The organism is Bartonella sp. AP20NXHL (genome assembly GCF_042196165.1).
Taxonomy (GTDB): Bacteria; Pseudomonadota; Alphaproteobacteria; order Rhizobiales; family Rhizobiaceae; genus Bartonella.
Genome location: NZ_JBHIPV010000017.1, coordinates 1 through 19,503 on the forward strand (window position 1 = coordinate 1; position 19,503 = coordinate 19,503).

Consider the following 19,503-nt stretch of genomic DNA (forward strand, 5'->3'; position numbering starts at 1 on the left):
AATTGCTTTAAGTCTTCACAAAGGATTTCTTCTGCTTGCTCTTGGCTAATACACATGCCTTTTTTGACAAGGGGGTGCCCCGCATTGCTGGTGTGGCCATAACCAATCGTCCAGACACATGCTGTATCTCGATATGCCTCTAAACGTAAACCTTCCCATTGTTTGATAAGCTCTAATCCTTCTTTCGATATCTTTCTCATCTGACGCTCCATAAAAAAAGCCCCACAAAAGTGAGGCGGCATAAAAATGTTTTCTTATGATCTCTATTGGCTATGCTCTTTGATCAGCTGCTCAACTTCTTCAACACGAAAGCCAAGTTGAAAGAGCGGCGCATATTCGCTTTCCTGTAATTCATACTGACAACGCTTTTCTACAAAATCACCATTTGAATCAAACGGTATGGTTGTTGTTAGACAAACCTTATGCGTGTCATCTTCAATCCCCTCTTCTCCTTCACTTAGCTCCTTGACTAAAATCCAATAAAAACGCGTCTCTAAAAGAACCTCTAACCTCCTTACGGTTTCAGCCTTATCAAAGGAAAGCATATTCATATAATCTTCTTTGCTATTTAAATGCTCTGGATAATCTATCATCTACCCCTCCTAAATAAAATGCCGTGGATAACTACAGCCACGGGCGCCAGCCGATTCATAAATGGCATTCCGTATAATGATTGCACGCAGATGTGGATTGATATTCGTAGTATCTGACCAGTCTCCACCAGCCAACAATGCATACATATCTTTTTTAAACTGTACATTTGGTGAGGTTCCAGTTACCGTTTGCATGAAACAAACATCTTTCACAAATTGCCAAACATAACCGCAACCATCTTCACAACCGATATGCGAAACCATCCGTATATTTGCCGTATTCTTATAACCTCCAGAATGTTTTGGTGAAGGTGCTTTTTTGCCTTGAATCCCACCACCTTCATTGCTTCCATACATCGCGGAGGCAAATTCTGTATTATTGAGCAAAGCCTTCCTAACACGCAGCATATCGGATATGTGATCTGTTTGTAGACGGTTCGTCGTAATAGGAACATTATACGCCGAGCGGGTATTGTGACCCGTCCCTGACTGAAGATAAATATCAACCCAAAGATCTGTAGAGGGGTCATAAACCATTCCTTCTGGTGAACTATGCGGGCGGTGATTGAGACACCAAACTGAATTGGGTAAAATATCCCCTGCTCTATAACCAGACAATGGGTGACCGGAAATCGTACCAACATCCGCACAGAGCGTATGAAACCCTCCTATCTTTCGTGAATTACTCACTGTGTAATCCCTTGGATACGTAGAGTTTTCTGATAAAACAAGTTTATGAGACTGTCCTCCATCAGAAACCAAATAAACATAATAATCTTTGCCCACCGAAAGAGGAGGAACGCTTATTCTTGTATCTGCCGTATAACTTGCAACTAAAATATCATTGCCTAATGCCAAGGTTATGCGTGTTCCTTTTTTCAAGGTTAATTCCGCTTTGCCTTTCGCAACAAGAAACGGTGTGGAAATTGAAAGAACCGTTAAATTGGACTGTTTCAGTAAATTGTTTACCTCTTCCGCTAGCACTTTTGTCTGTGAAGCTACTGTATGGGCTGTTGTTGCCGTTGCTAGGGAACTCTTGATACCTCCAAGCTCTTGTTTCGTCGTATCGGCTGTTGTTTTAGCTTCTTCTGCTGTCCTTTTCGCTCTATCAGCTACTTCCTTGGCTTTTTCGGCTTCGCTCTTGGCTTGATAGGCTTGTGAATCTGCCGACTCGGCTTTTTTCTTGGCTTCATCTGAGTACATCCGTGCTAAACTTGCTATAGTCTTAGCATTATCTGCTGTTTCATTCGCGTCGTAAGCTTTACTCCACGCTTCATTTGCTGTTTTTTCTGCCTTTTCTGCCTGACTACGCGCTTGCTCCGCGTCATGTCTTGCATAACCAGCAGACTCCTTGGCTTCCTTGGCTATTTTTTGTGCCTCTTCCGCTTCTTCCTCTAAAGACGCGGCTTTCTTACCCGCTGTTTCGGCTGCCCTCTGCGCCTCTCCTGCTATATATTTTGCATTACTAGCTATTTCCTTGGCTTTTTCTACTTCATTCTTGGCTTCATACGCTCGGTCATCGGCTTTCTCCGCTATTTTCTTGGCTTCTTCGCCTGCCATTTCTGCTAATCTTGCTATAGTCTTAGCGTTATTGGCTGCTTCATTCGCGTCGTAAGCTTTACTCCACGCTTCATTCGCTGTGCTTTTTACCTTTTCCACCTCACTACGCGCTTGCTCCGCATCATGCTTGGCATAACCAGCTGTCTGTTTAGCTTCTTTAGCTATTTTTTCGGCTTCTTCTGCGGCTGCTTCTAAAGACGCGGCTTTTTTACCCGCTGTTTCAGCTGCCTTTTGCGCCTCTCCTGCTGCATATTTTGCACTATTGGCTATTTCCTTGGCTTTTTCGGCTTCATCTTTTGCTTCATACGCGTAGTTATTGGCTTTCTCCGCTATTTTCTTGGCTTCTTCGCCTGCCGTTTCTGCTAAACTTGCTGTAAGCTTAGCACTATCTGCTGTTTCATTCGCTGTGTGGGCTTTATTCCACGCTGCATTCGCTGTGCTTTTTGCATTTTCCACCTCACTACGCGCTTGCTCCGCATCATGCTTGGCATAACCTGCTGTCTGTTTGGCTTCTTGTGCTATTTTCTCGGCTTCTTCCGCTTTACGCTTCGCCTCTTGTGCTATGCCCTTCACCGCTTCCCCACTCACCTGCCCTGCCGTCTCTCCTGAACGCGCCGCAGACTCTGCTACCGCTTTCGCTTCCAAAGCTACTTTTGTAGCCTCCTCTGCACTCTGTTGGGCTTGATGAGCCGTTGCTGTTGCACTATCCGCTGCACTCTTGGCTTCTTCTGCTGTGGTCCTCGCTGTATTCGCCACTGTAACAGCGCTTTCTGATGCTACTTTAGCTTCCTTAGCTACGCTTTCTGCTGTTGCTGTCGCTGTCGCTACCGATTGTTTTACTTCCTCCACTAAACCTTTTGCCTCAACAGCTGTCGTTTTACTTTCATTGGCTAACGTTGCTGCCTGATCTGCTACTTTCTTCGCTTCAGCGGCTTGAGACAGTGCTTCTGAAGCATCTTGTTGCGCTGTTGATGTCTCTAACGCCTGTTTTGCTTCTTGCACCATAGTCTTGGCTTCAGAAGCTGTAACTGTCGCATCATCTGCCTTCTTTTCGGCTCTTGCGGCTTTCTCTTCTGCCGTCTCTGCTGTGCTCTTAGCTTCTTGCGATAGGACATGAGCATCCTCTGCTTTATTCTTCGCTTCCACCGCTGTGTCTTTTGCACTATCCGCTAACTGCTTTGCATTATTCGCTAACGTTTCTGCTAAATGCGCTGTCGTCTTAACTTCTTCAACCAATTGTTTGGCTTCACCAGCTTTAGTCTTGGCTTGTGTAGCAACGTCTTCTATTGTTAAAGCCCTCTGCTCTACTCCTTCTGCTGTCCTTTTGGCTCCCTCAGCTGTATTCTTGACATGATCAACCGATTGCTTAAGACCATGAGCTACCGACAGGGCTTTAGACGCCGTTTCTTTTGCATCACCGGCTACCGAAGAGGCTCTATCAGCTGTCATCTTGGCTTCAGAAGCTGTCGTGAGAGCTTGCCCACTGTTCGTTGCTGCTGTTTCTGCAACATTCTTCACCTCGCCCATCACCTGCTTGGCATCATCAAAAGCGCTCTTGGTTTGTTCGGAAAGTGTTTTTGCATCTCCTGCCGTTGCCTTGGCTTCTCTTGCCTCTGTCAAAGCTGTCTCTACTGTGCTTTGAACTTGTGTCACTCTTTGAGAGCTTTCCGTGACCGTTGTCGCCACTCTATCAGCTGCACCTTTAGTATCATCCGCAATACGCTTGGCTTCTTGCGCTAACCTCTCAGCCGCTTCTGACTTCATCTTGGCATCTTCTGAAGAGGTTTTCGATACCTCTGCTGTTGTCTTGGCGGCATTGGATACTGTTAATGCCGTATTTGCCTGCTCTAAAGCTGTCTCTGCTGTCGTCTTGGCTTCAGAAGCTACAGTAACTGAACTCGCTGCTGTGTCTGCTATAGTTTTCGCTTGATCTGCTGTTTGTTGCGCCCCATTCGCACGCGCCATGGCTTTTTCTGCTTCTTGCCTTGCATTAACAACCTGCTCTAACGGGGCAAAGGTTTCATACGAATACAAAGATGCCGTCCCTAAAAGCTTCGGAACAACAACACTGTCTTGAGAAGTTCCTGCTATCATTTCTTCTCTCGTCGCGACAGGTATCAAATATTCATGTTCATGATCGGGTATCTTCATCTGCTTTATTCCTTCATTCAGAGGGCTTCATCCAATGAACACTCTTTCAAATCTTCAAGCTCTTCTCTTAAGGTTTCTAAGCGCTTCTCTAAATCTTTCAGTGAACCATTAAGCTCTGTTTTCAAAGCTGCTTTCAGTAAATCAAAAACGCCATTAAGCGGCGCATGTACAAATACTTCCCCCGAATACAAAACGACCCGTACTTGAGACGGGTCGCTAATCTCTGATATCGCAAACGGTTTTAATGACATTTCAACTCCTCATGTCTTGATCCCATAAACTACACTCACATTAACGGGGCGCGTTTCAACCCCACCAACCCTCTCTGCCATAAGGTGATGTTCATGATGCTCTCTGTCATAGATGCCCTCTTTAATCGGCATCGAAAAACTTAAAAAGCTTTCAAAGGGGCTCCTGATAAACCAAGGTAAACGCGGCGGCTTATCTTTTTCTGTAAACCAAAATGGAAGCTCTACCTGTGGACTTCCTGCTATTTGGTCAAATTCTTGATTACACCTTTCCAAGGCATCCCCACTCAAACCTACACACTCTTCGTCTATAGCTCTCTTGCGCCTTTGCAAGTGAACTTCAGAAGAAGAAACATCTCGTTTTTTTCGAGAAGAAAGACCTTCTGATGACGCTGGACCTATAAAATGTTCGTGCGCTTTTAAAGAACAGGGTTGTATACTTGCAAAAGAACGCCAAGGGTCTAAATTGCGTTCATTATCAAGTCCCCGTAAAAATAGCCCCCGAAAATCGGGAACATTAAACGTCGTGGCGCCATCTCCCTCTCCCCACGTCGTTCCTATGACACAAAATAAATCCCAATAGACAAGCCGCGGATAAGCCTTCCCATCACATGGCAACCAACCATCCGGCAAGCGCTCCATTGCAAACGGTCCTATCAGACCAGTGGGTAAGCGTTTTAAGGAAGAAACTTTGCCCCTTGTCGGGTTGAGAACTTGCCAACCGGTTATATCTTCATCATACACAAGCGTATAAAGACAGCCATCTTGTATCTCTCCTCCCGATAAGGCTAATAAACCGGTTTCTGTCGCCTTATAAACGGGCTTACCGGCTAAATTATTTAAAGCAATTGTTGTCGCCCCAACATTCTTGCCCTTCGCTTTAAAACAAACCGATATGCCATTCTTATACTCTAAAAATGCCGATTGGCTTAGAAGCCTTATCACGCTCGTCTTTTGGTTATTATCAACCGTCACAATCCCTTCAAGTACGCCGCCCGTATCCGATAAATATTCACGCACCCGTTGCATCATAAAACGAGCGCTATTATTAACCGTGTTAGGGTGCTGTCCCTCTGACCAATTAATTAAAGCATCAGCACCACCATTCTCAGATGCCGTTAAAGACCAATCATAAATCGTGGACATCTGAACCTCACGTCTTGATTCCAAATACAACACTTATATTAATCGGACGCGTCTCACTTATACCTGAACTTGCCAATGCAACATCACGCATATGAAGGTGGGAATGGGGAAAAGCAAGCTTATGGTGCACACGTATATCCTCTGCTCTCACGCCAAAACGTTCGGCAAGTTTCAATCTTTGCTGGTCATTCAACACATATCCCCAGATGATCGTCATATCACCATGCCAACTCTCTTCCTGATTTTCATCATTCAAAATCGTAAAGGATTGACCACTATGATCATGCTTTCTCATAGCGTCATTTTGTAAAGTGCCAAGATAACGAAAGCGGTCTATCTCGCGGTCATCATCAACACCTCGTAAAAAAACACCACGCAAATCGGGAACGTTAAACTTGTTCCAAGTATCAGCGCCTCCCCACCTGATCCCTATCGCTTCATAAAGAGCAGGATAATCACTGCGCAAATAAGCCTTCCCATCACAAGGTAACCAGCCCTCTGGCAAAACTTGCATTCCAAAAATTCCTATCGTCCCTGTAGGATAAATGGGAATAACCGGTTCTTGTGATAAAGAGAGAGGCGTAGGATTTAAAACTTGCCAAGCATGATCCCTATAAATCAAGCTATAAATGCACCCCCTTTGAAGTTCACCTCCAGATAATGCACGAATGCCTAATTCCGTCGCCTTATAAACAGGTTTAGCGGCTAAATCATTCAAGGCAATTGCGGTTTCCCCAACATTCTTACCCTTCGCTTTAAAACAAATTGATATCCCATTCTTATACTCTAAAAATTGCGATTGGCTTTGAAGTCTTATCAACGTCGTCTGCTGTTCAGCATCAACCGTAAAAGTGCTTTCAATCACACCACTCGTATCGGATAAATATTCACGCACACGCTGCATCATCACACGAGCACTATTATTCAGACTACTAGGACGTTGTCCTTTTGACCAATCTATTAAATCATCACAATAGGCATTCAAGGAGGCATTTAAAGACCAATCATAGATCGTCGACATCTTACACCTCATGTCTTAATCGCAAACAGAACACTCACATTAACTGGACGCGTCTCGCCTTCACCAGTGCTCTCCAAAACAACCTCTTGGTTCTCATCAAGAGTATAAGGACTTGCAACGTGACTCCTTAAATTCTCACGCTCTATACCCATAAAATTCGCTAGAGAGCTTCCCCCAAACAAGCCTAGACGATAGCCCAATACATCTGTCGTATTCCCATCCCAAAAGTTTTCGTTGCTGGTAAAATGAGACATCGAAAGGCTCTGTCCTTGATGTTGATGCGACTCGATTAAATCTGTTTGCACACTTGCAAAAGAACGCCCTTCATCAATATTGCGCCCTCCATCAAGCCCCCGTAAAAACATTCCTCGAAAATCGGGAACATTAAACGTCGTAACGCCATCCCCCTCTCCCCAAACCGTTCCTATCGTCTCAAATAAATCACGATAATCACGACGTAAATAAGCCTTCCCATCGCAAATTAACCAATCCTTTGGAATCCCACGCATTCCAAACGTTCCTATAAAACCCGTGGGATAAAGACTGCTTTCTTCTTCTAAAGGGATAGAGGTAGGATTAACAAGATGCCAATGATCTCCATTATAAAACAATGTATAAATGCACCCTTGTTGGATTTCGCCCCCTGATAAAAGCGATAAACCCGTTTCCGTTGCTTTATAAACCGGCTTGCCATCTAAAGCATTTAAGACAATCGTGGTCGCTCCAACATTCCTGCCCGTCGCCATAAAGCGCAAAACGATACCATTCTTATACTCTAAAAACTGTGAAGTGCTTGCAAGTCTTATCACACTCGTTTGTTGGACATGATCATTTGTCACAATGCCTTCAAGCTCTCCACCCGTGTCTGACAAGTATTCCTTTACGCGCTGCATCATCACACGGGCGCTCGTATTCACACTGCTAGGATACTGTCCTTCGGACCAATCAATCAAATCATCTACGCGCGTATTATCCGCCGCTCTAAGCGACCAATCATAGATCGTTGACATCTCTCATAAATCCTAATTCCGGTAAAACGCCCGCATGAATTGCGTCATCAAAGGATTATCATCTTCATCACTCTCTTCTTCTTCCGAAGCCTCTTCTTGTGATGCTAATAATGCCCTTAAAACCTCTAACAAGTTGTCTCTATTTCTAATGCCACCATGCGCTGTAGGACTTGCTCTATGAGGCTGCCCACCATACATCTGTAATACACGGTTGACAAAATCACTTGCACGCATAGCGTTGTTTCCACCATTCAAGCCAACCGCATTGCTCCCAACAATTTGCGCCGCATTGGCATGGGGATTTTGCAAAAGACGCGCGGCTCCTCCTGCACCTTGTTGATGGGCTAAATACAATTCCGCTTCACTAGGCGCTCTTCCCAAAAGGCGGCTTAAATGATTGCGATTATCAAGCGTCAACCGCCCCATGGCATCTGCCGCTTGCATGGGGTCAAAACGATCCTGCAAACCATATTGTTTGGCGGTGCTGTCTATAAATTGATACAACCCACCAGCAGAAGAGCGGGGATTCCTTGCATTGGGATTGCCTCCACTTTCCACTTGCGCAACACGGTATAAATAACTCTCTGGCAAACCATAACGCGCTGCTGCTTGACGGATCGCTTGATCTACTGAAGGACTATAACGGGTCATCGATTAAACATCCTCACAACCTCGTTTCCACTTAATCTAAACAAATCAGAAAAACGCTTTTTCACCCACTCTTTCGTGACATATCCATTATGATGCGCTTTCACCATGCGTTGAATGAGAGCTACAATTTGATCATTCTTAATCTGTGTCCCCCCTGTTAACAATTTGACAACATCCTTTTCAATCCGTTGACGCTCTCTAAACGCCGCCTCTTTGAAAGGAATCCAAGCAGACTTCCCAGCAGCTTTTGCTAATTGTACAGCTGCATCATGTTTACCCGTTGGCATATTGACGTTATGCATAAAAGATATCTTTTCATCCGCTACACGACCTGGTATTCTGTTATAAAAATCTGCATAATTAGCTTCTTTTTCGACAACCTTCTTGACCGCAGAAGCTTTATCGGCTCCATAAATCTTTGCAAATCGTTTATACAGATCATTCGTACCAAAAATCTCCTTTGCCTTGGATACTTCATCTTTTGTTTGACCCATACCTTGTAAAAGTTCTGCCCTTGAACCCTTTTTAAAGTATTCTTGTTGTGCCTTTGGTAATTCATCAAAGATTTTACTGAACTCATCCTTATTAACCGACTTGCTAAGGATTTTGGAACCTTCATCCATGGCATCTAAACGTGAACTATATTGGTGATACAATGATCGTGCCTTCTTATATTTAGGCGATATATCATCCATAAGCTCTAATAACTTTTTCTGAATGCCAACTAAGGTATGAACTTTACTATTATCTCCTATCTTCTCGGCTTCATCTCTCATAAGACCAAGTTTAACCTTCGTTTCATGGAGAACTCCCATGTTGGGTTTTTCTTTAAGGAGATTAAATTTTTCAGAAGAAAACGAACTGACTTCTTTGCCACCACTCGTGAATTCCTGTAGCCCTCCTTTATAAGCCTGTTTGAAGTATGGACGCTTCATTAATTCATTAAGAGCACCATAATGCTGTTCTCCTATTGGTGTTTTTTGAGCTATTTCGTAAAGAGTATGTGGTTCTGCTTTCCTAATCGCGATAAGATCATCTTTTAAACCTGTAACATTTTGACGAGGAACAAAGTATTTATCAGCCGCCTGATGAATACGCTCCCCTCCTCCCAGCGCTCTCTGTTCAGCTCTCTTGGTTAAATCAAGATAAGCCCCTTGGTTTCTTTTCGCGATATCAAAAACAAGATCCTGTAAAAAAGGACTATGATCAGCTACGTAATCGGTAGGAACTGCTTTTTTAAAAGATTCTCCTAGCTCTTCAGAAGCTTCATTGCCTAAATGTTTACTGATTGCTCTTAACGTATCTTTTGAAACACCTTCTTTCGTATGAGAAGGAGAAAAAAGTCTTCGTATTCCACCAAAAGTAGAACCAAGCATACTGCCTACAAGATTTCCAGCCAATGCCCCGCCCATTCCTAAAGTTCCACCAGATGCCGTGGTTTGAAGTGTATTTAAAAGTCCTTCGCCTTCTCCTGCGCCATGTAATGCACCAGATGCTGCACCTACTTTAAGCAAATGAGGTAATGTTGTTTTGTTCGTGATGCCTAAAAATGGACTTGCAAATCGACTTGGGGGTAACTGACCTGCTTTCAAAAAGGCTTGACCTAACGTTGATCCTCCAAGATTCCTTGCAAGTGTAGGCGCTACAAGGCGTGCTCCTGAGGCTAACAATCCTCCTCCTAAAGTCGCAAGGGAAGGAATTGCCGCCCCTAAAGCATTTCCAGCAAAAGAAGTCCAATAATGTTGATCACTCATCCTACGATAATAATCACGTATTCTATTGGCTTCTTTCTCATATTTTTCTATGGTTTTCTTATCTCCAGTCCAATAGTTGTAAAGCCCATTCAAAAAAGCACTTATTGCCCACTGATCATCAGAATCACGTCCTGCCGCTGTAATCCCCGCAATCTCATCATCTAAATTAAAACTCAATCCATGCTTTAAAGAGTTCCAAAAAGCTTCACTTTGCGTGATTTCGGGATGTTGGAATGATGTTTCGTATTCATCTTTAGGGATACGACGTATAACCCTTATTCCAGGACCAAAATCTGGAAATGGTTCCTCTACCGATGTTTCGTATTCCTCTTTAGGGATACGGCGTATAATTCTTATTCCAGGACCAAAATCTGGAAAATCTTGATGAGTATTATTATGATGAACCATTTATCTATCCCTAATAATGTCATATATATAGTTACCGTCTGGTATGGATACTCTTTCTCCAATAGCAAGTTTTTTAATATCTTCTCTGCTACTTATAGTTGGCAAATTTGCACTTCCTCCTTGTGATGACTGATTAGCAGAGGAGCGACTAGCATCTTCACCTAGTAAATAGGCTTTTGCTTCAGGCGATAGTCTTGAAATAACATCTCTTATTTGATTCAGATTCCGCGTAAATAATTCTACATTCATATCAATGCTTAGTTCACCTAAAGAATGCTTTAGCATGTCAAGATCTTTATCACTGACATTTCCAAGTCCTACCGCTCCTGTCCTTGATAATTGCTTCAGTTCGTCTATACGATCACTTGCTATACGTTCCTTAATTGATTTCACGACTTTATCTGCACCATTTTCTTTCAATCCAGGAACAATGCTTTTAATCCAAGCAATCAGACCTGTTGCATACCCACCTTTTTCCTTAAGGTACTCATCAAGATATGTGAGATCTTTCAATAAAATACTTTTCCGTACTATATTATTTGCATATAGAGCTTTTGCACGTTCAGCTTCCTCATACGATTTACCACCTTCAACCATAATATATCTATATCCACCTGGTGCATTCGGATCTTCCACAAGCATCCTACCGTCATTGGTAAATTGGGAATTCCTATTTCCACCGTTCACTTTTTGTAATAGAAAAGCATTCAACGCATCTCTATTTCCAGCTATGAACCGCGCCTCTTCCTCACTGTACCCTTTAGATTTCAGATACTCGACAGTCTGGTTAACCTGTCCTCTTTGTTTATCTCCTTCATGCAAGTTCTTCAGCCCCTTGGCAAAAAGTTGCCATCCAGATGAATTTGGACTTGCTGTTATCGCCCCCATAAGAAAATCATCAATATTTTTACTAACATCAGACTGTGAAAAACGAGAAAGTTTATCCCAAAAACTAGGTTCTGGTTTAGAATTCTGTTCTTGTGGTGTCACTGGTTCTGTTACAACAGATGCATGATTTCCTACACTAGGTGGAATTTTTTCTCTTGGAATTGGAAACGAAGGTTTATTTTCCTCATTAGGATAAATAGAGCCTATCGGAACTAGAGAACCGTGATACACATCATATGGATTATTCATAGAAATCATACTAGGGAGAACTGGTACTTGAGGAATAAATGGTAATTTTCTATCTTTATCCAGTCTTTGACTTTCATCTATTCCTTCCTGCAATCGCTCTGTTGTCGTTTTTTTTCGTTTGAGTTCGAAATGTTTATATCTCGGGTCAAAATCTATAAAAACCATTACTTTCCCTTTAACTATTTATTTTTTCTAAGATTATTCAAACTAAACGGCAGCATTTGCTGCCTTTTCCGCAGCCTTCTTTAATCCAAAAAGCACCATCATAGCATTCTGCCAAGGGTCGTTACCATGCATCTTAGATTCTGACACATTATTCGTCGTCGTGCCGTAATTCCTTGCAAAGCCATGACCGGCGTTCATAAGCATATTCAACCTATTCCAGCCGCTATTGTCTTGTTCCAGCCAACGTTCTCTATTGGCATCAACAAGGCGTTGATTGTAGTCATTAAGAACAGATGACCCCTGCAACATATTCGAATATGCGTTATTATAAGAGGGGAATAAGTTGCCTATCATGCCTAAGCGGTTCTCATTCAGTTGATCAATCATCGAATTGGCTTGCATCATATGCTGTAAATCTCTATCACGCTGGCGATACTTGATACGAGCTAATTCATCATTAAGCCCCCTCTGTAACTCATTGTTATGCGCACTAGAGCCATAAAGACCACTCCCTAAAAACTGTCGATTAATACTATTTCTTATTTCACTTAAGCCCTCTTTAAGTTCCTCATCAAATTGAGAATTCGGTCCCATCAAACCACCAGATGCAATCCAGTTAAGGTTTCTCGCAGACGATGTTGGAGTATTCATCAAATGATTCATATAATTCTGATACTGATGAGGAATAGCTCCAAGACCTCCAATTGCTTGATAAGTTGGAGCACTTAAAGGTGCAACACGAGGTCCCCCATAAACATTACCACCCATCCCTGTGTCATACATGTTATACGCATCTGCACCCCCACGCTTAAAGACATTCTGCATCCAAGCGGGAGGAGCGCTTGTCTGCACCTGCTTTTGTTCTGTCGTTGCTGGTCTACTGCTCCCCATGTCACAATTCCTTCCTATAATAAAGCATACCTATGCTATAGCCTTGCTTGGTTAGTGCACGCTTCCAACCTAAACGACCCAAGATCTCCATTTCAGAAGCACCATTCTCACGCGCCCAATCCTCTACAAATTTCAAATTATCAACTTGATCAAGAACGCCCTTCCCACTACATTCACAAATCAGTGCGCGCTTCTTTCCTAAAACTGTCTGCTGTATCTGGGTCGTGAATGCCGCTAAAAAGCGTTCGTCATCATCCAAAACAAGCCATAACTGTTTCTTGCCACTGCAAATCGCTTCAATCAGTTCCTGCAACGTGATTTCATGTTTGAAACGCTCTACATACTCTCTAAAGGATGCAATGATGTCTTCCAGATAAGGCGCTATACGCTCCATATCCCAAGACGTGGTCAAAAAGACTTTTGCCATTACCCTCTGCCTAAAGGACGTAAATCCACATTAAATCCTGTGATTTGGTTCCAATGAATGCCTTCAGGAATACGCAATTTAAAGCGGTGATAACGATTGCGCGAACGACCGTGATAAGCACCCGTGACATACGAACACACCCTCTCCTTGTGCCATATGATCGGCGTCTGATTATTGCGAAGCCGACGCTCTCCAATGCTTAAAAGACCTTCCGTCGTATCAACTTCGGCAAACATCTTCGTAATAAAGTTAAAACTTCCATCCGGTGCCCCCATCTCTTGTGAAACAACCGTTGCCTCCATCGGGGCTCCCGTAAACATAACAAGCCGATTGTTATCATCAAAAGCACCAAGCATTGGCGCGCCACTTTGCCAACGAGGGCTGTCTAAAGAAGCCGGCAATGCCTCAAGATTGATCGAAATCTCATCTAACTGTTCTAAAGTATAACCTGTCGTAAACACTGGAAAGAACGTGAAAGGCTTCCCTTGTAGCGTCGACCATTTCTGCAATCCCCAATCATAGACAAAGGTCGTTTGCTCGTTATTGCCTCTCTTTAAGGACCAGTAAATCCGGTTATCAATGGGGTCTATAACCCCTTGCATCTCATCAAGAGCAAACTTATCAAATGTTTTAAAAACCGTTCTATCAACCTTTTCAAAACCTATCGGTAAAAGTTGACCATCCAAACTCATCTGATAAAAACCACCATCACCTGCAAAAAAAGCATCACTCCCTCGACACGCTATAGAGGCTGCACTGCGCGCTCCACGCTTGTCTTGGATCTTTTGAAAAGCAAACGGGCTCTTGGAACCTAACGTCAAAGAACCAGCATAAATAGCAGAACGAAGAAAAATAAGGGGATTGGTTGTTTCTGTTGCCCCCTGAACGTATTCTCCATCTTGGAAATCCATATAACCACTAACATTATATTGAGTCTCCCATAGAGTTTCATCGCCTTCTCCAGACCAATGAATGCGATTGGGATTATCTGTCAATTGCATCAAACAAACAAAAGGTCCCCAAATTTTGACCAATCCCGCTTTCGGTGGATTTCCTTCTAAATCTTCAAACCGTTCAGAACTAAGGACCTTGAAAACTTGCGGTTTATCATTTTTATTCACCGCAATAACCATGTTTTTAAAAAGAGCAAACGACCATTTATTCTCTTCATTTGCTTGATAAGTCACACCACTTTGGCTTATGTCCTTCCAACCCTTGGTTTGACTATCATAACTGTAAAGCTTTTGCTTGCCTCCTACGATTATCTTAACACCATTGCCACTTCTAAACGCTATGCACCCCAAAGGCTTTTCTTCCAAAGCATGAGACACAACCATTGCACTAGGCATGGGTATGTAACCGCCATCTGCTGGTAAAACATTCACAAGGCTATCCGTAAAGCTACCGTTGACGACCGAAACATCTGGTCTGTAATCGGCTACTGGAAAATAAACCATATTAGAAATCCGTTGGTATTATTCTGGTCACGTTATGACGTTGAGACGTCTCTGCACGCAATTCATGCAACTGTTCGTTAAAGTCATTGTAAGCTGCCGTTGCACAATCGGGGTCTTTCAAGATATTCTTGTAAAGTTCGTATTTTGCACGCGCCTTAATCAAATCAAACGCGTGCACAAACCATGGGTGCTCCTCATCGACACTATCTATCTCTGATAAACGCAATGGAGAGAGAATTAGTTGAATCTGATAGGCTCTATCCGGCGTGGGATAAAGATGTAATTTCCTATCAAAATAACTGTAACAAACCGGCGTTCCTTGCTGCTCTGATGATAACAAAGGCTCTAAAGAAACATGGTCATTACATTCCAAGGCAAACTTATGATGTTGATCAGAACTTAAATAAACGTTTTTGATTTTAACAGCTGTTTCAATAGGGCGGGTAGTGCTTGCATCATAAACACCTTGTCCCGCCCGTGTCTCAAACACCACATCACGGCTTTCGTTAAAGTAAAAGGTCTCCCGTTCACAAAAACGAATAGCTGCAAAAATGCTTTCTTGGATTTGTTGAACATACTCATCGGCTATGTCATCAATCTCATCTTGAATGACCGACACTAAGTGCGAAAGTGTTCTCTTATGACGATAAACATCTCGCTTTACTGGTATCGGTCCTCCGGTTTTAACCCGAATATAATGACGTGTCATCAAAATACCTCTCAACGATTGGTCACGAATTGCACCACCACAACACACTCTCCAGCCGCGGTTGTTTTATCCCGTGTTGCATAAAGCGTAAGCTCTTGATCTTCTGGAACAAACTCTTTTTGGTTGGTTGATGTAAAATCTTGAGTGCTTTGGGTTTTGATGTCCTTTTCACTAAACTCATTACCACCATAGGTGCTACCTATCTTTAATTTCGCATCCGAAAACGCTGTCTTCACAAACGCTTTAATCGAAAGGATCATCGCACCACGCGGTAAAGTCCCGATTTTGCGTGTCAAATGCTTATCTTTATACGAGATGTTCAAGCGAAAAAAACTCACTTGTTGCGTAACCAAGTTTCTCCCTTGTAGGGGTTGTGGTAATCCTTCTGCCATGTTTTATTTCCTTTCTTTGAAAATTAAGAAGGCTTTTCGCCTGTGCAAGTTGAAACAACAACGGTTCCGAAATCTTGCGCATTTTGTCCTCTTCCAGGCATTTGGAAACGTGTTTTCTTCATGCCTATGATTGTCTTAGCTGCAACACCATATACCCGTTGATAATCATCAAGCTCTTCAACCAATTTATAGCGCGTCTCTTGATTTTCTGCTCCAAAGGCAAGCATCGCACTCTGTGCACCCAGTAATACAGCACGGCGGACATTTTCTTCAACACTACCATCGGATTTAACACCATGGGTTACATGTTCGGATTCTCGTAAAATCACACCATTATACATGCCTAGTGAACCATCAAAAATCGGGTTCTTCGCGCGCGAACCTGAATAAACTGCCTTTTGTATATCAAGCCATTGACCAGTATCTGTATTGGTACGCAATTGCATAACTTGTATGGGATGAAGATACATCACGTAGACATTGGAACCACCAACCCGTACTGGTCTGATTTTGGGGTTAGCCAACTTTGCAACTTTAACAGCTTCATCTATGAGCTTAAGACTAAAACCGTGTTTTGCCAGCTCTTTTACGTCTTCATCTTTCGTTTTGGCTTCTGGTCGCACAATACGCTTACTGCTTGGTGCCAATGGTGCATTAAAACCATAATACAATTCATCAAGTTCAACTTCACGTCCTTCAAACTTTATTGTAGGCGCTGTATATCCGCAAACTTGAAGAAAAAACATCAAACTCAAACGGTCTGCAAACCAATCAACCAATGACTTATGTGCTTCGTCGCGTAAACTAAACAAAATACGTTGTTGATCAATCGTACCTTTATTTTTTGTTGAAACAGCGTTATTAAGTTCATTGATATAAAGTTTATCATGAAGGAATTGGAGTGCCTCTTCATTGCCTTTAAGCGTTTCACCCTCGCTTACACCACGCCCCATAATCTGTGCTCGTAAGCTAAACGTAACACAATCTCCGCCTTCTTTCCTAAGTTCATTCTTGACTTGAATGATACTATTGGAGCCTTCTCCCATTAATGGTTCAATATCAAGCGCTTTAGACGCTTCATAATTTAATCTCTTTGACCAAGCTTGCACTGCTTGTGCATCATTAATAGGTATACGTGTTATTGCCATTGATTTCACCTTTCTTTGCTGTAAAAAAAAACCGGCTTTAAGCCGGTGAAAAACCCACATCAAAGCGGATTATATTATGCGCCTAGACTATACTCAGCCATCGCGCCCCATTAACTTATCAAAAATGATTTGATTTTTAGGATTGCTATACCATTCTCCAAATTCTTTATCAGACATATCACAAATGTTTTTTAAAGTGATTGGTCCAACACTCCCTCCTCCACCAGATGCCGTTAAGGTTCTCGCAGAATTCTGACGGCTTTGAAGTTCTGCAACTTGATTATTCGCTTGAACCCCTTGGTTCTGATAGCCAAGATTTTGCGCTATTCTATAAATCTCTTCTGCCGGATTGAGATCTCTTTGTGCACAAGTCGCTACAAGAGCATGCAATTGATCTCTTATAATCGCATCTATTGTGTTTTGTTGTCCATACTCAGGATAAAGTGATGACCAAGAACTCAATTCCTTTGCGCGTGCCTCATAAAGAAAATTTGCCGCGGCGTCAAAATCACTGGATTTATTTTGAAACGACTTAACAGAATTATTAAAAAATTCACCAAGACGTATATCATGCTGCTGCCGTTCCTCAGCTTGTCTTAGCGCTTCTTTCTGTTCCCTAATATACGCATCCTGCTCTTGTAGCTTTTTTCCCATCCAACTCATATAGCCAATAATGTCTTGTGTAGGGTCTGGGGGTGCATTTTCACCTTCAACCATTGGCGTCTGGGATTGGGGTTCATAAAACTTTACAAGCGCTTCACGGGCTTGTTTGGCTTGTTGCTCCATACGCTGCTGCTCTATGCTAGGAACAATCTCTGAAGGTTTTTCAACAGGCTGTGCAACCGGCTCTGGAGAGGTGACATCATCATTATCAATCGTTTCACCATCATAAGTGCCGGCATCAAAAGAGCTCTCATCATCAAAGACCGGTGCTCCAACTCTGTAATCTTCATTCATAGCTTCATTCATTTCTGCATTCATTCTTTCACCTCTCTTAACTATGCATACCTCTGTGTAATGCTATTCGCTCTCGCATAATCTGATTGTGTGCCTGATCATTGAGAAGCTTCTGCCGTTCAATGTCATGGCGCTGTTGCATCATTTCTGCTTCTAATTCTGCTCTCTTTTGACGCATGAACAATTCAATCTGCTTGCCTTGTAAATCCATCTGTTGCATCTGATTTTTAGCCGCAATATCTTGCTGCTTTTCCTGCAACTTCATTTCCTGCTCGGGATCCATCTGCTGTTGTTGTGCCATTTGTTGCTGTTGGAACTTCTCACTGACACGATTGAGTAATGACGCCGGCAATGGAGAATAACGAAGTAGATCAAGCATAATATCCGGCGTAATCGCATTTTGAAGCAATGGGAGCAGCTGTGTGATGATACCGAAGGTGCGCTCTTTCTCATTCGGGCTGGTTGGCGCATCATCAACTACAATATCATACTCGACACTCGTTACTTCTTCACGCGTCAATGGAATATATTGCGCATTCTCCTCACCAGATATCCGTACCAAACGACCATCGGACAAGTAATTCTGGATAAGATGCAAAATAATCTTACCTTGCCGCTTGCGGTACAAACGTAAACCATCAAACAGACAAGCAAGCAGATTTAAACTGGATTGGCGTCGTTGTGCCTCCAAAATACCCGCTTGTGACACTTCTCTTGTGCCAATGAATTCGGGCGATAAACCCGTCACCTGATTAATTGCTTCCTTAGCTTCATTAAACAGCTGGAAAAAGCCTTGTGGAAACTGTGCTACAGGCTTTGGTTGTATTTTACCACCTGCCAATGCGTTAGGTTTAACCCATGTAATACTGTCTGATCGGCTTAAACTTTTTGCTGCTTCTCTCTCATCCTTAAATGCACCACTCTCTGCCATTATCCCGCCTTTGGATTGGCTATTAAGGATATACATAACTTGACTAAAGTACTTATTCGCCCACCGTTGTGGGTCTTTTGTAGGACGCACAACCCCATAAAATTGCCGTTCTATCTTGTCAAAATACCCCGTTATACACTCCCAACCCAATTGACCCGCTGGAACCATGGGTTGATCGGGGCATAGCAAAACCTTCCTGCCTAAAAAAGCGCGCTTAACAACCTTTTTATTAAAAGCCGCCCCTTGAATATTAGGCATCATGCACTGGAGCTGCTTAAATTCTTCCTCGCTATAATCACGAAGTTCTCCAGTGCTTAAATCGGGCGCTTTGTAATATCGCTCGCTTTCAAACCAACGGCATTCAACAAGCGTGACCATCCGACGACCGTTTTCAACATCAATGCCCTTCTCATCATTATAAGCTTCAAGATCATTATGATGAATGCCCTCATAAGCAACCCCATCCCTTGCCCAATCTGCACTCAGCTCTGTCCAATGAGCTTTGGGAAACATCTGCTTAGCTACTTCCAAGGGCTTGCGATCTACATACCACATGCGTTGTGCATCGGTTAAATTCGGTTGCACTGCCGCGCTATCCCAAACCATCTTTAACGGGTCTAAACGCGTAATGACCGGTTCACCATCAAAGCTATTTTCATAATCAAGGCGGGTATCAGTCCACCCCATGCCGCAGATAACCGCATCTTGGAAAGCATCACTATCAGCGTATTCTGCATGCGCCATGTC

18 protein-coding genes are annotated in these 19,503 nt (G+C 42.9%); all 18 read right to left on the bottom strand.

The annotated features are described in order from the left end of the window. Window positions 1-200, bottom strand: a 200-nt coding sequence (locus ACFILL_RS07855) for a lysozyme (protein WP_375643655.1), incomplete at its 3' end; no start/stop codon positions are given. A 63-nt stretch (window positions 201-263) separates the two neighbouring features. Continuing rightward, entirely contained in the window at window positions 264-593 is a 330-nt protein-coding gene (locus tag ACFILL_RS07860) for a hypothetical protein (protein WP_375637917.1), read from the bottom strand. Between the two features lie 9 nt (window positions 594-602). Continuing rightward, complete coding sequence (locus ACFILL_RS07865) at window positions 603-4,304, bottom strand: hypothetical protein (protein WP_375643653.1); 3,702 nt, start codon at window positions 4,302-4,304, stop codon at window positions 603-605. Between the two features lie 17 nt (window positions 4,305-4,321). After that, entirely contained in the window at window positions 4,322-4,555 is a 234-nt protein-coding gene (locus ACFILL_RS07870) for a hypothetical protein (RefSeq protein WP_375643652.1), read from the bottom strand. Window positions 4,556-4,564: 9 nt separating this feature from the next. Continuing rightward, window positions 4,565-5,698, bottom strand: coding sequence for a phage tail protein (locus tag ACFILL_RS07875; protein WP_375643651.1), 1,134 nt, complete (start codon window positions 5,696-5,698; stop codon window positions 4,565-4,567). A 7-nt stretch (window positions 5,699-5,705) separates the two neighbouring features. Continuing rightward, window positions 5,706-6,719, bottom strand: coding sequence for a phage tail protein (locus tag ACFILL_RS07880; RefSeq protein WP_375643649.1), 1,014 nt, complete (start codon window positions 6,717-6,719; stop codon window positions 5,706-5,708). Between the two features lie 8 nt (window positions 6,720-6,727). Next, on the bottom strand, window positions 6,728-7,729 hold the full coding sequence (locus ACFILL_RS07885; protein WP_375643648.1) for a phage tail protein: 1,002 nt from the start codon (window positions 7,727-7,729) through the stop codon (window positions 6,728-6,730). Between the two features lie 12 nt (window positions 7,730-7,741). Further along, window positions 7,742-8,380: a transglycosylase SLT domain-containing protein gene (locus tag ACFILL_RS07890; protein ID WP_375643647.1), complete on the bottom strand. Its 639-nt coding sequence runs from the start codon at window positions 8,378-8,380 to the stop codon at window positions 7,742-7,744. Then, a complete protein-coding gene (locus tag ACFILL_RS07895) occupies window positions 8,377-10,542 on the bottom strand; it encodes a hypothetical protein (protein ID WP_375643645.1) in 2,166 nt (721 codons plus the stop codon). Before ACFILL_RS07895 ends, ACFILL_RS07890 begins: the two co-directional genes overlap by 4 nt. Beyond that, window positions 10,543-11,844 carry a hypothetical protein gene (locus ACFILL_RS07900; RefSeq protein ID WP_375643644.1) on the bottom strand — a complete coding sequence of 434 codons (1,302 nt, stop codon included), beginning with the start codon at window positions 11,842-11,844 and terminating at the stop codon, window positions 10,543-10,545. It lies immediately after the preceding gene. 42 nt (window positions 11,845-11,886) lie between these two features. Continuing rightward, entirely contained in the window at window positions 11,887-12,735 is an 849-nt protein-coding gene (locus ACFILL_RS07905) for a hypothetical protein (protein ID WP_375643643.1), read from the bottom strand. 1 nt (window position 12,736) lies between these two features. Further along, window positions 12,737-13,162 (bottom strand): hypothetical protein, encoded by a 426-nt coding sequence (locus tag ACFILL_RS07910; protein ID WP_273791515.1) that lies wholly within the window; start codon window positions 13,160-13,162, stop codon window positions 12,737-12,739. Beyond that, window positions 13,162-14,619, bottom strand: a complete 1,458-nt coding sequence (locus tag ACFILL_RS07915; protein WP_375643641.1) for a hypothetical protein — start codon at window positions 14,617-14,619, stop codon at window positions 13,162-13,164. The genes ACFILL_RS07910 and ACFILL_RS07915 overlap by 1 nt, the downstream gene beginning before the upstream one ends. A gap of 1 nt (window position 14,620) precedes the next feature. After that, entirely contained in the window at window positions 14,621-15,328 is a 708-nt protein-coding gene (locus ACFILL_RS07920; RefSeq protein ID WP_375643640.1) for a hypothetical protein, read from the bottom strand. 11 nt (window positions 15,329-15,339) lie between these two features. Continuing rightward, window positions 15,340-15,720: a hypothetical protein gene (locus ACFILL_RS07925; protein ID WP_375631674.1), complete on the bottom strand. Its 381-nt coding sequence runs from the start codon at window positions 15,718-15,720 to the stop codon at window positions 15,340-15,342. 23 nt (window positions 15,721-15,743) lie between these two features. Next, window positions 15,744-16,868 carry a N4-gp56 family major capsid protein gene (locus tag ACFILL_RS07930; protein ID WP_375643639.1) on the bottom strand — a complete coding sequence of 375 codons (1,125 nt, stop codon included), beginning with the start codon at window positions 16,866-16,868 and terminating at the stop codon, window positions 15,744-15,746. Between the two features lie 93 nt (window positions 16,869-16,961). Next, the gene (locus ACFILL_RS07935; RefSeq protein WP_375643637.1) at window positions 16,962-17,849 is read right to left on the bottom strand and encodes a hypothetical protein; all 888 of its coding nucleotides are present in this window, start codon (window positions 17,847-17,849) and stop codon (window positions 16,962-16,964) included. Window positions 17,850-17,862: 13 nt separating this feature from the next. Beyond that, window positions 17,863-19,503: phage portal protein (locus ACFILL_RS07940; RefSeq protein ID WP_375643636.1), on the bottom strand; the 1,641-nt coding region annotated here is incomplete at its 5' end.

Coding starts and splice junctions, on each gene's coding strand:
- ACFILL_RS07860 (WP_375637917.1), bottom strand. CDS start 593: ATGATAGATTATCCAGAGCATTTAAATAGCAAAGAAGATTATATGAAT.
- ACFILL_RS07875 (WP_375643651.1), bottom strand. CDS start 5,698: ATGTCCACGATTTATGATTGGTCTTTAACGGCATCTGAGAATGGTGGT.
- ACFILL_RS07910 (WP_273791515.1), bottom strand. CDS start 13,162: ATGGCAAAAGTCTTTTTGACCACGTCTTGGGATATGGAGCGTATAGCG.
- ACFILL_RS07880 (WP_375643649.1), bottom strand. CDS start 6,719: ATGTCGACGATCTATGATTGGTCTTTAAATGCCTCCTTGAATGCCTAT.
- ACFILL_RS07900 (WP_375643644.1), bottom strand. CDS start 11,844: ATGGTTTTTATAGATTTTGACCCGAGATATAAACATTTCGAACTCAAA.
- ACFILL_RS07885 (WP_375643648.1), bottom strand. CDS start 7,729: ATGTCAACGATCTATGATTGGTCGCTTAGAGCGGCGGATAATACGCGC.
- ACFILL_RS07865 (WP_375643653.1), bottom strand. CDS start 4,304: ATGAAGATACCCGATCATGAACATGAATATTTGATACCTGTCGCGACG.
- ACFILL_RS07935 (WP_375643637.1), bottom strand. CDS start 17,849: ATGAATGCAGAAATGAATGAAGCTATGAATGAAGATTACAGAGTTGGA.
- ACFILL_RS07930 (WP_375643639.1), bottom strand. CDS start 16,868: ATGGCAATAACACGTATACCTATTAATGATGCACAAGCAGTGCAAGCT.
- ACFILL_RS07895 (WP_375643645.1), bottom strand. CDS start 10,542: ATGGTTCATCATAATAATACTCATCAAGATTTTCCAGATTTTGGTCCT.
- ACFILL_RS07925 (WP_375631674.1), bottom strand. CDS start 15,720: ATGGCAGAAGGATTACCACAACCCCTACAAGGGAGAAACTTGGTTACG.
- ACFILL_RS07905 (WP_375643643.1), bottom strand. CDS start 12,735: ATGGGGAGCAGTAGACCAGCAACGACAGAACAAAAGCAGGTGCAGACA.
- ACFILL_RS07890 (WP_375643647.1), bottom strand. CDS start 8,380: ATGACCCGTTATAGTCCTTCAGTAGATCAAGCGATCCGTCAAGCAGCA.
- ACFILL_RS07870 (WP_375643652.1), bottom strand. CDS start 4,555: ATGTCATTAAAACCGTTTGCGATATCAGAGATTAGCGACCCGTCTCAA.
- ACFILL_RS07920 (WP_375643640.1), bottom strand. CDS start 15,328: ATGACACGTCATTATATTCGGGTTAAAACCGGAGGACCGATACCAGTA.
- ACFILL_RS07915 (WP_375643641.1), bottom strand. CDS start 14,619: ATGGTTTATTTTCCAGTAGCCGATTACAGACCAGATGTTTCGGTCGTC.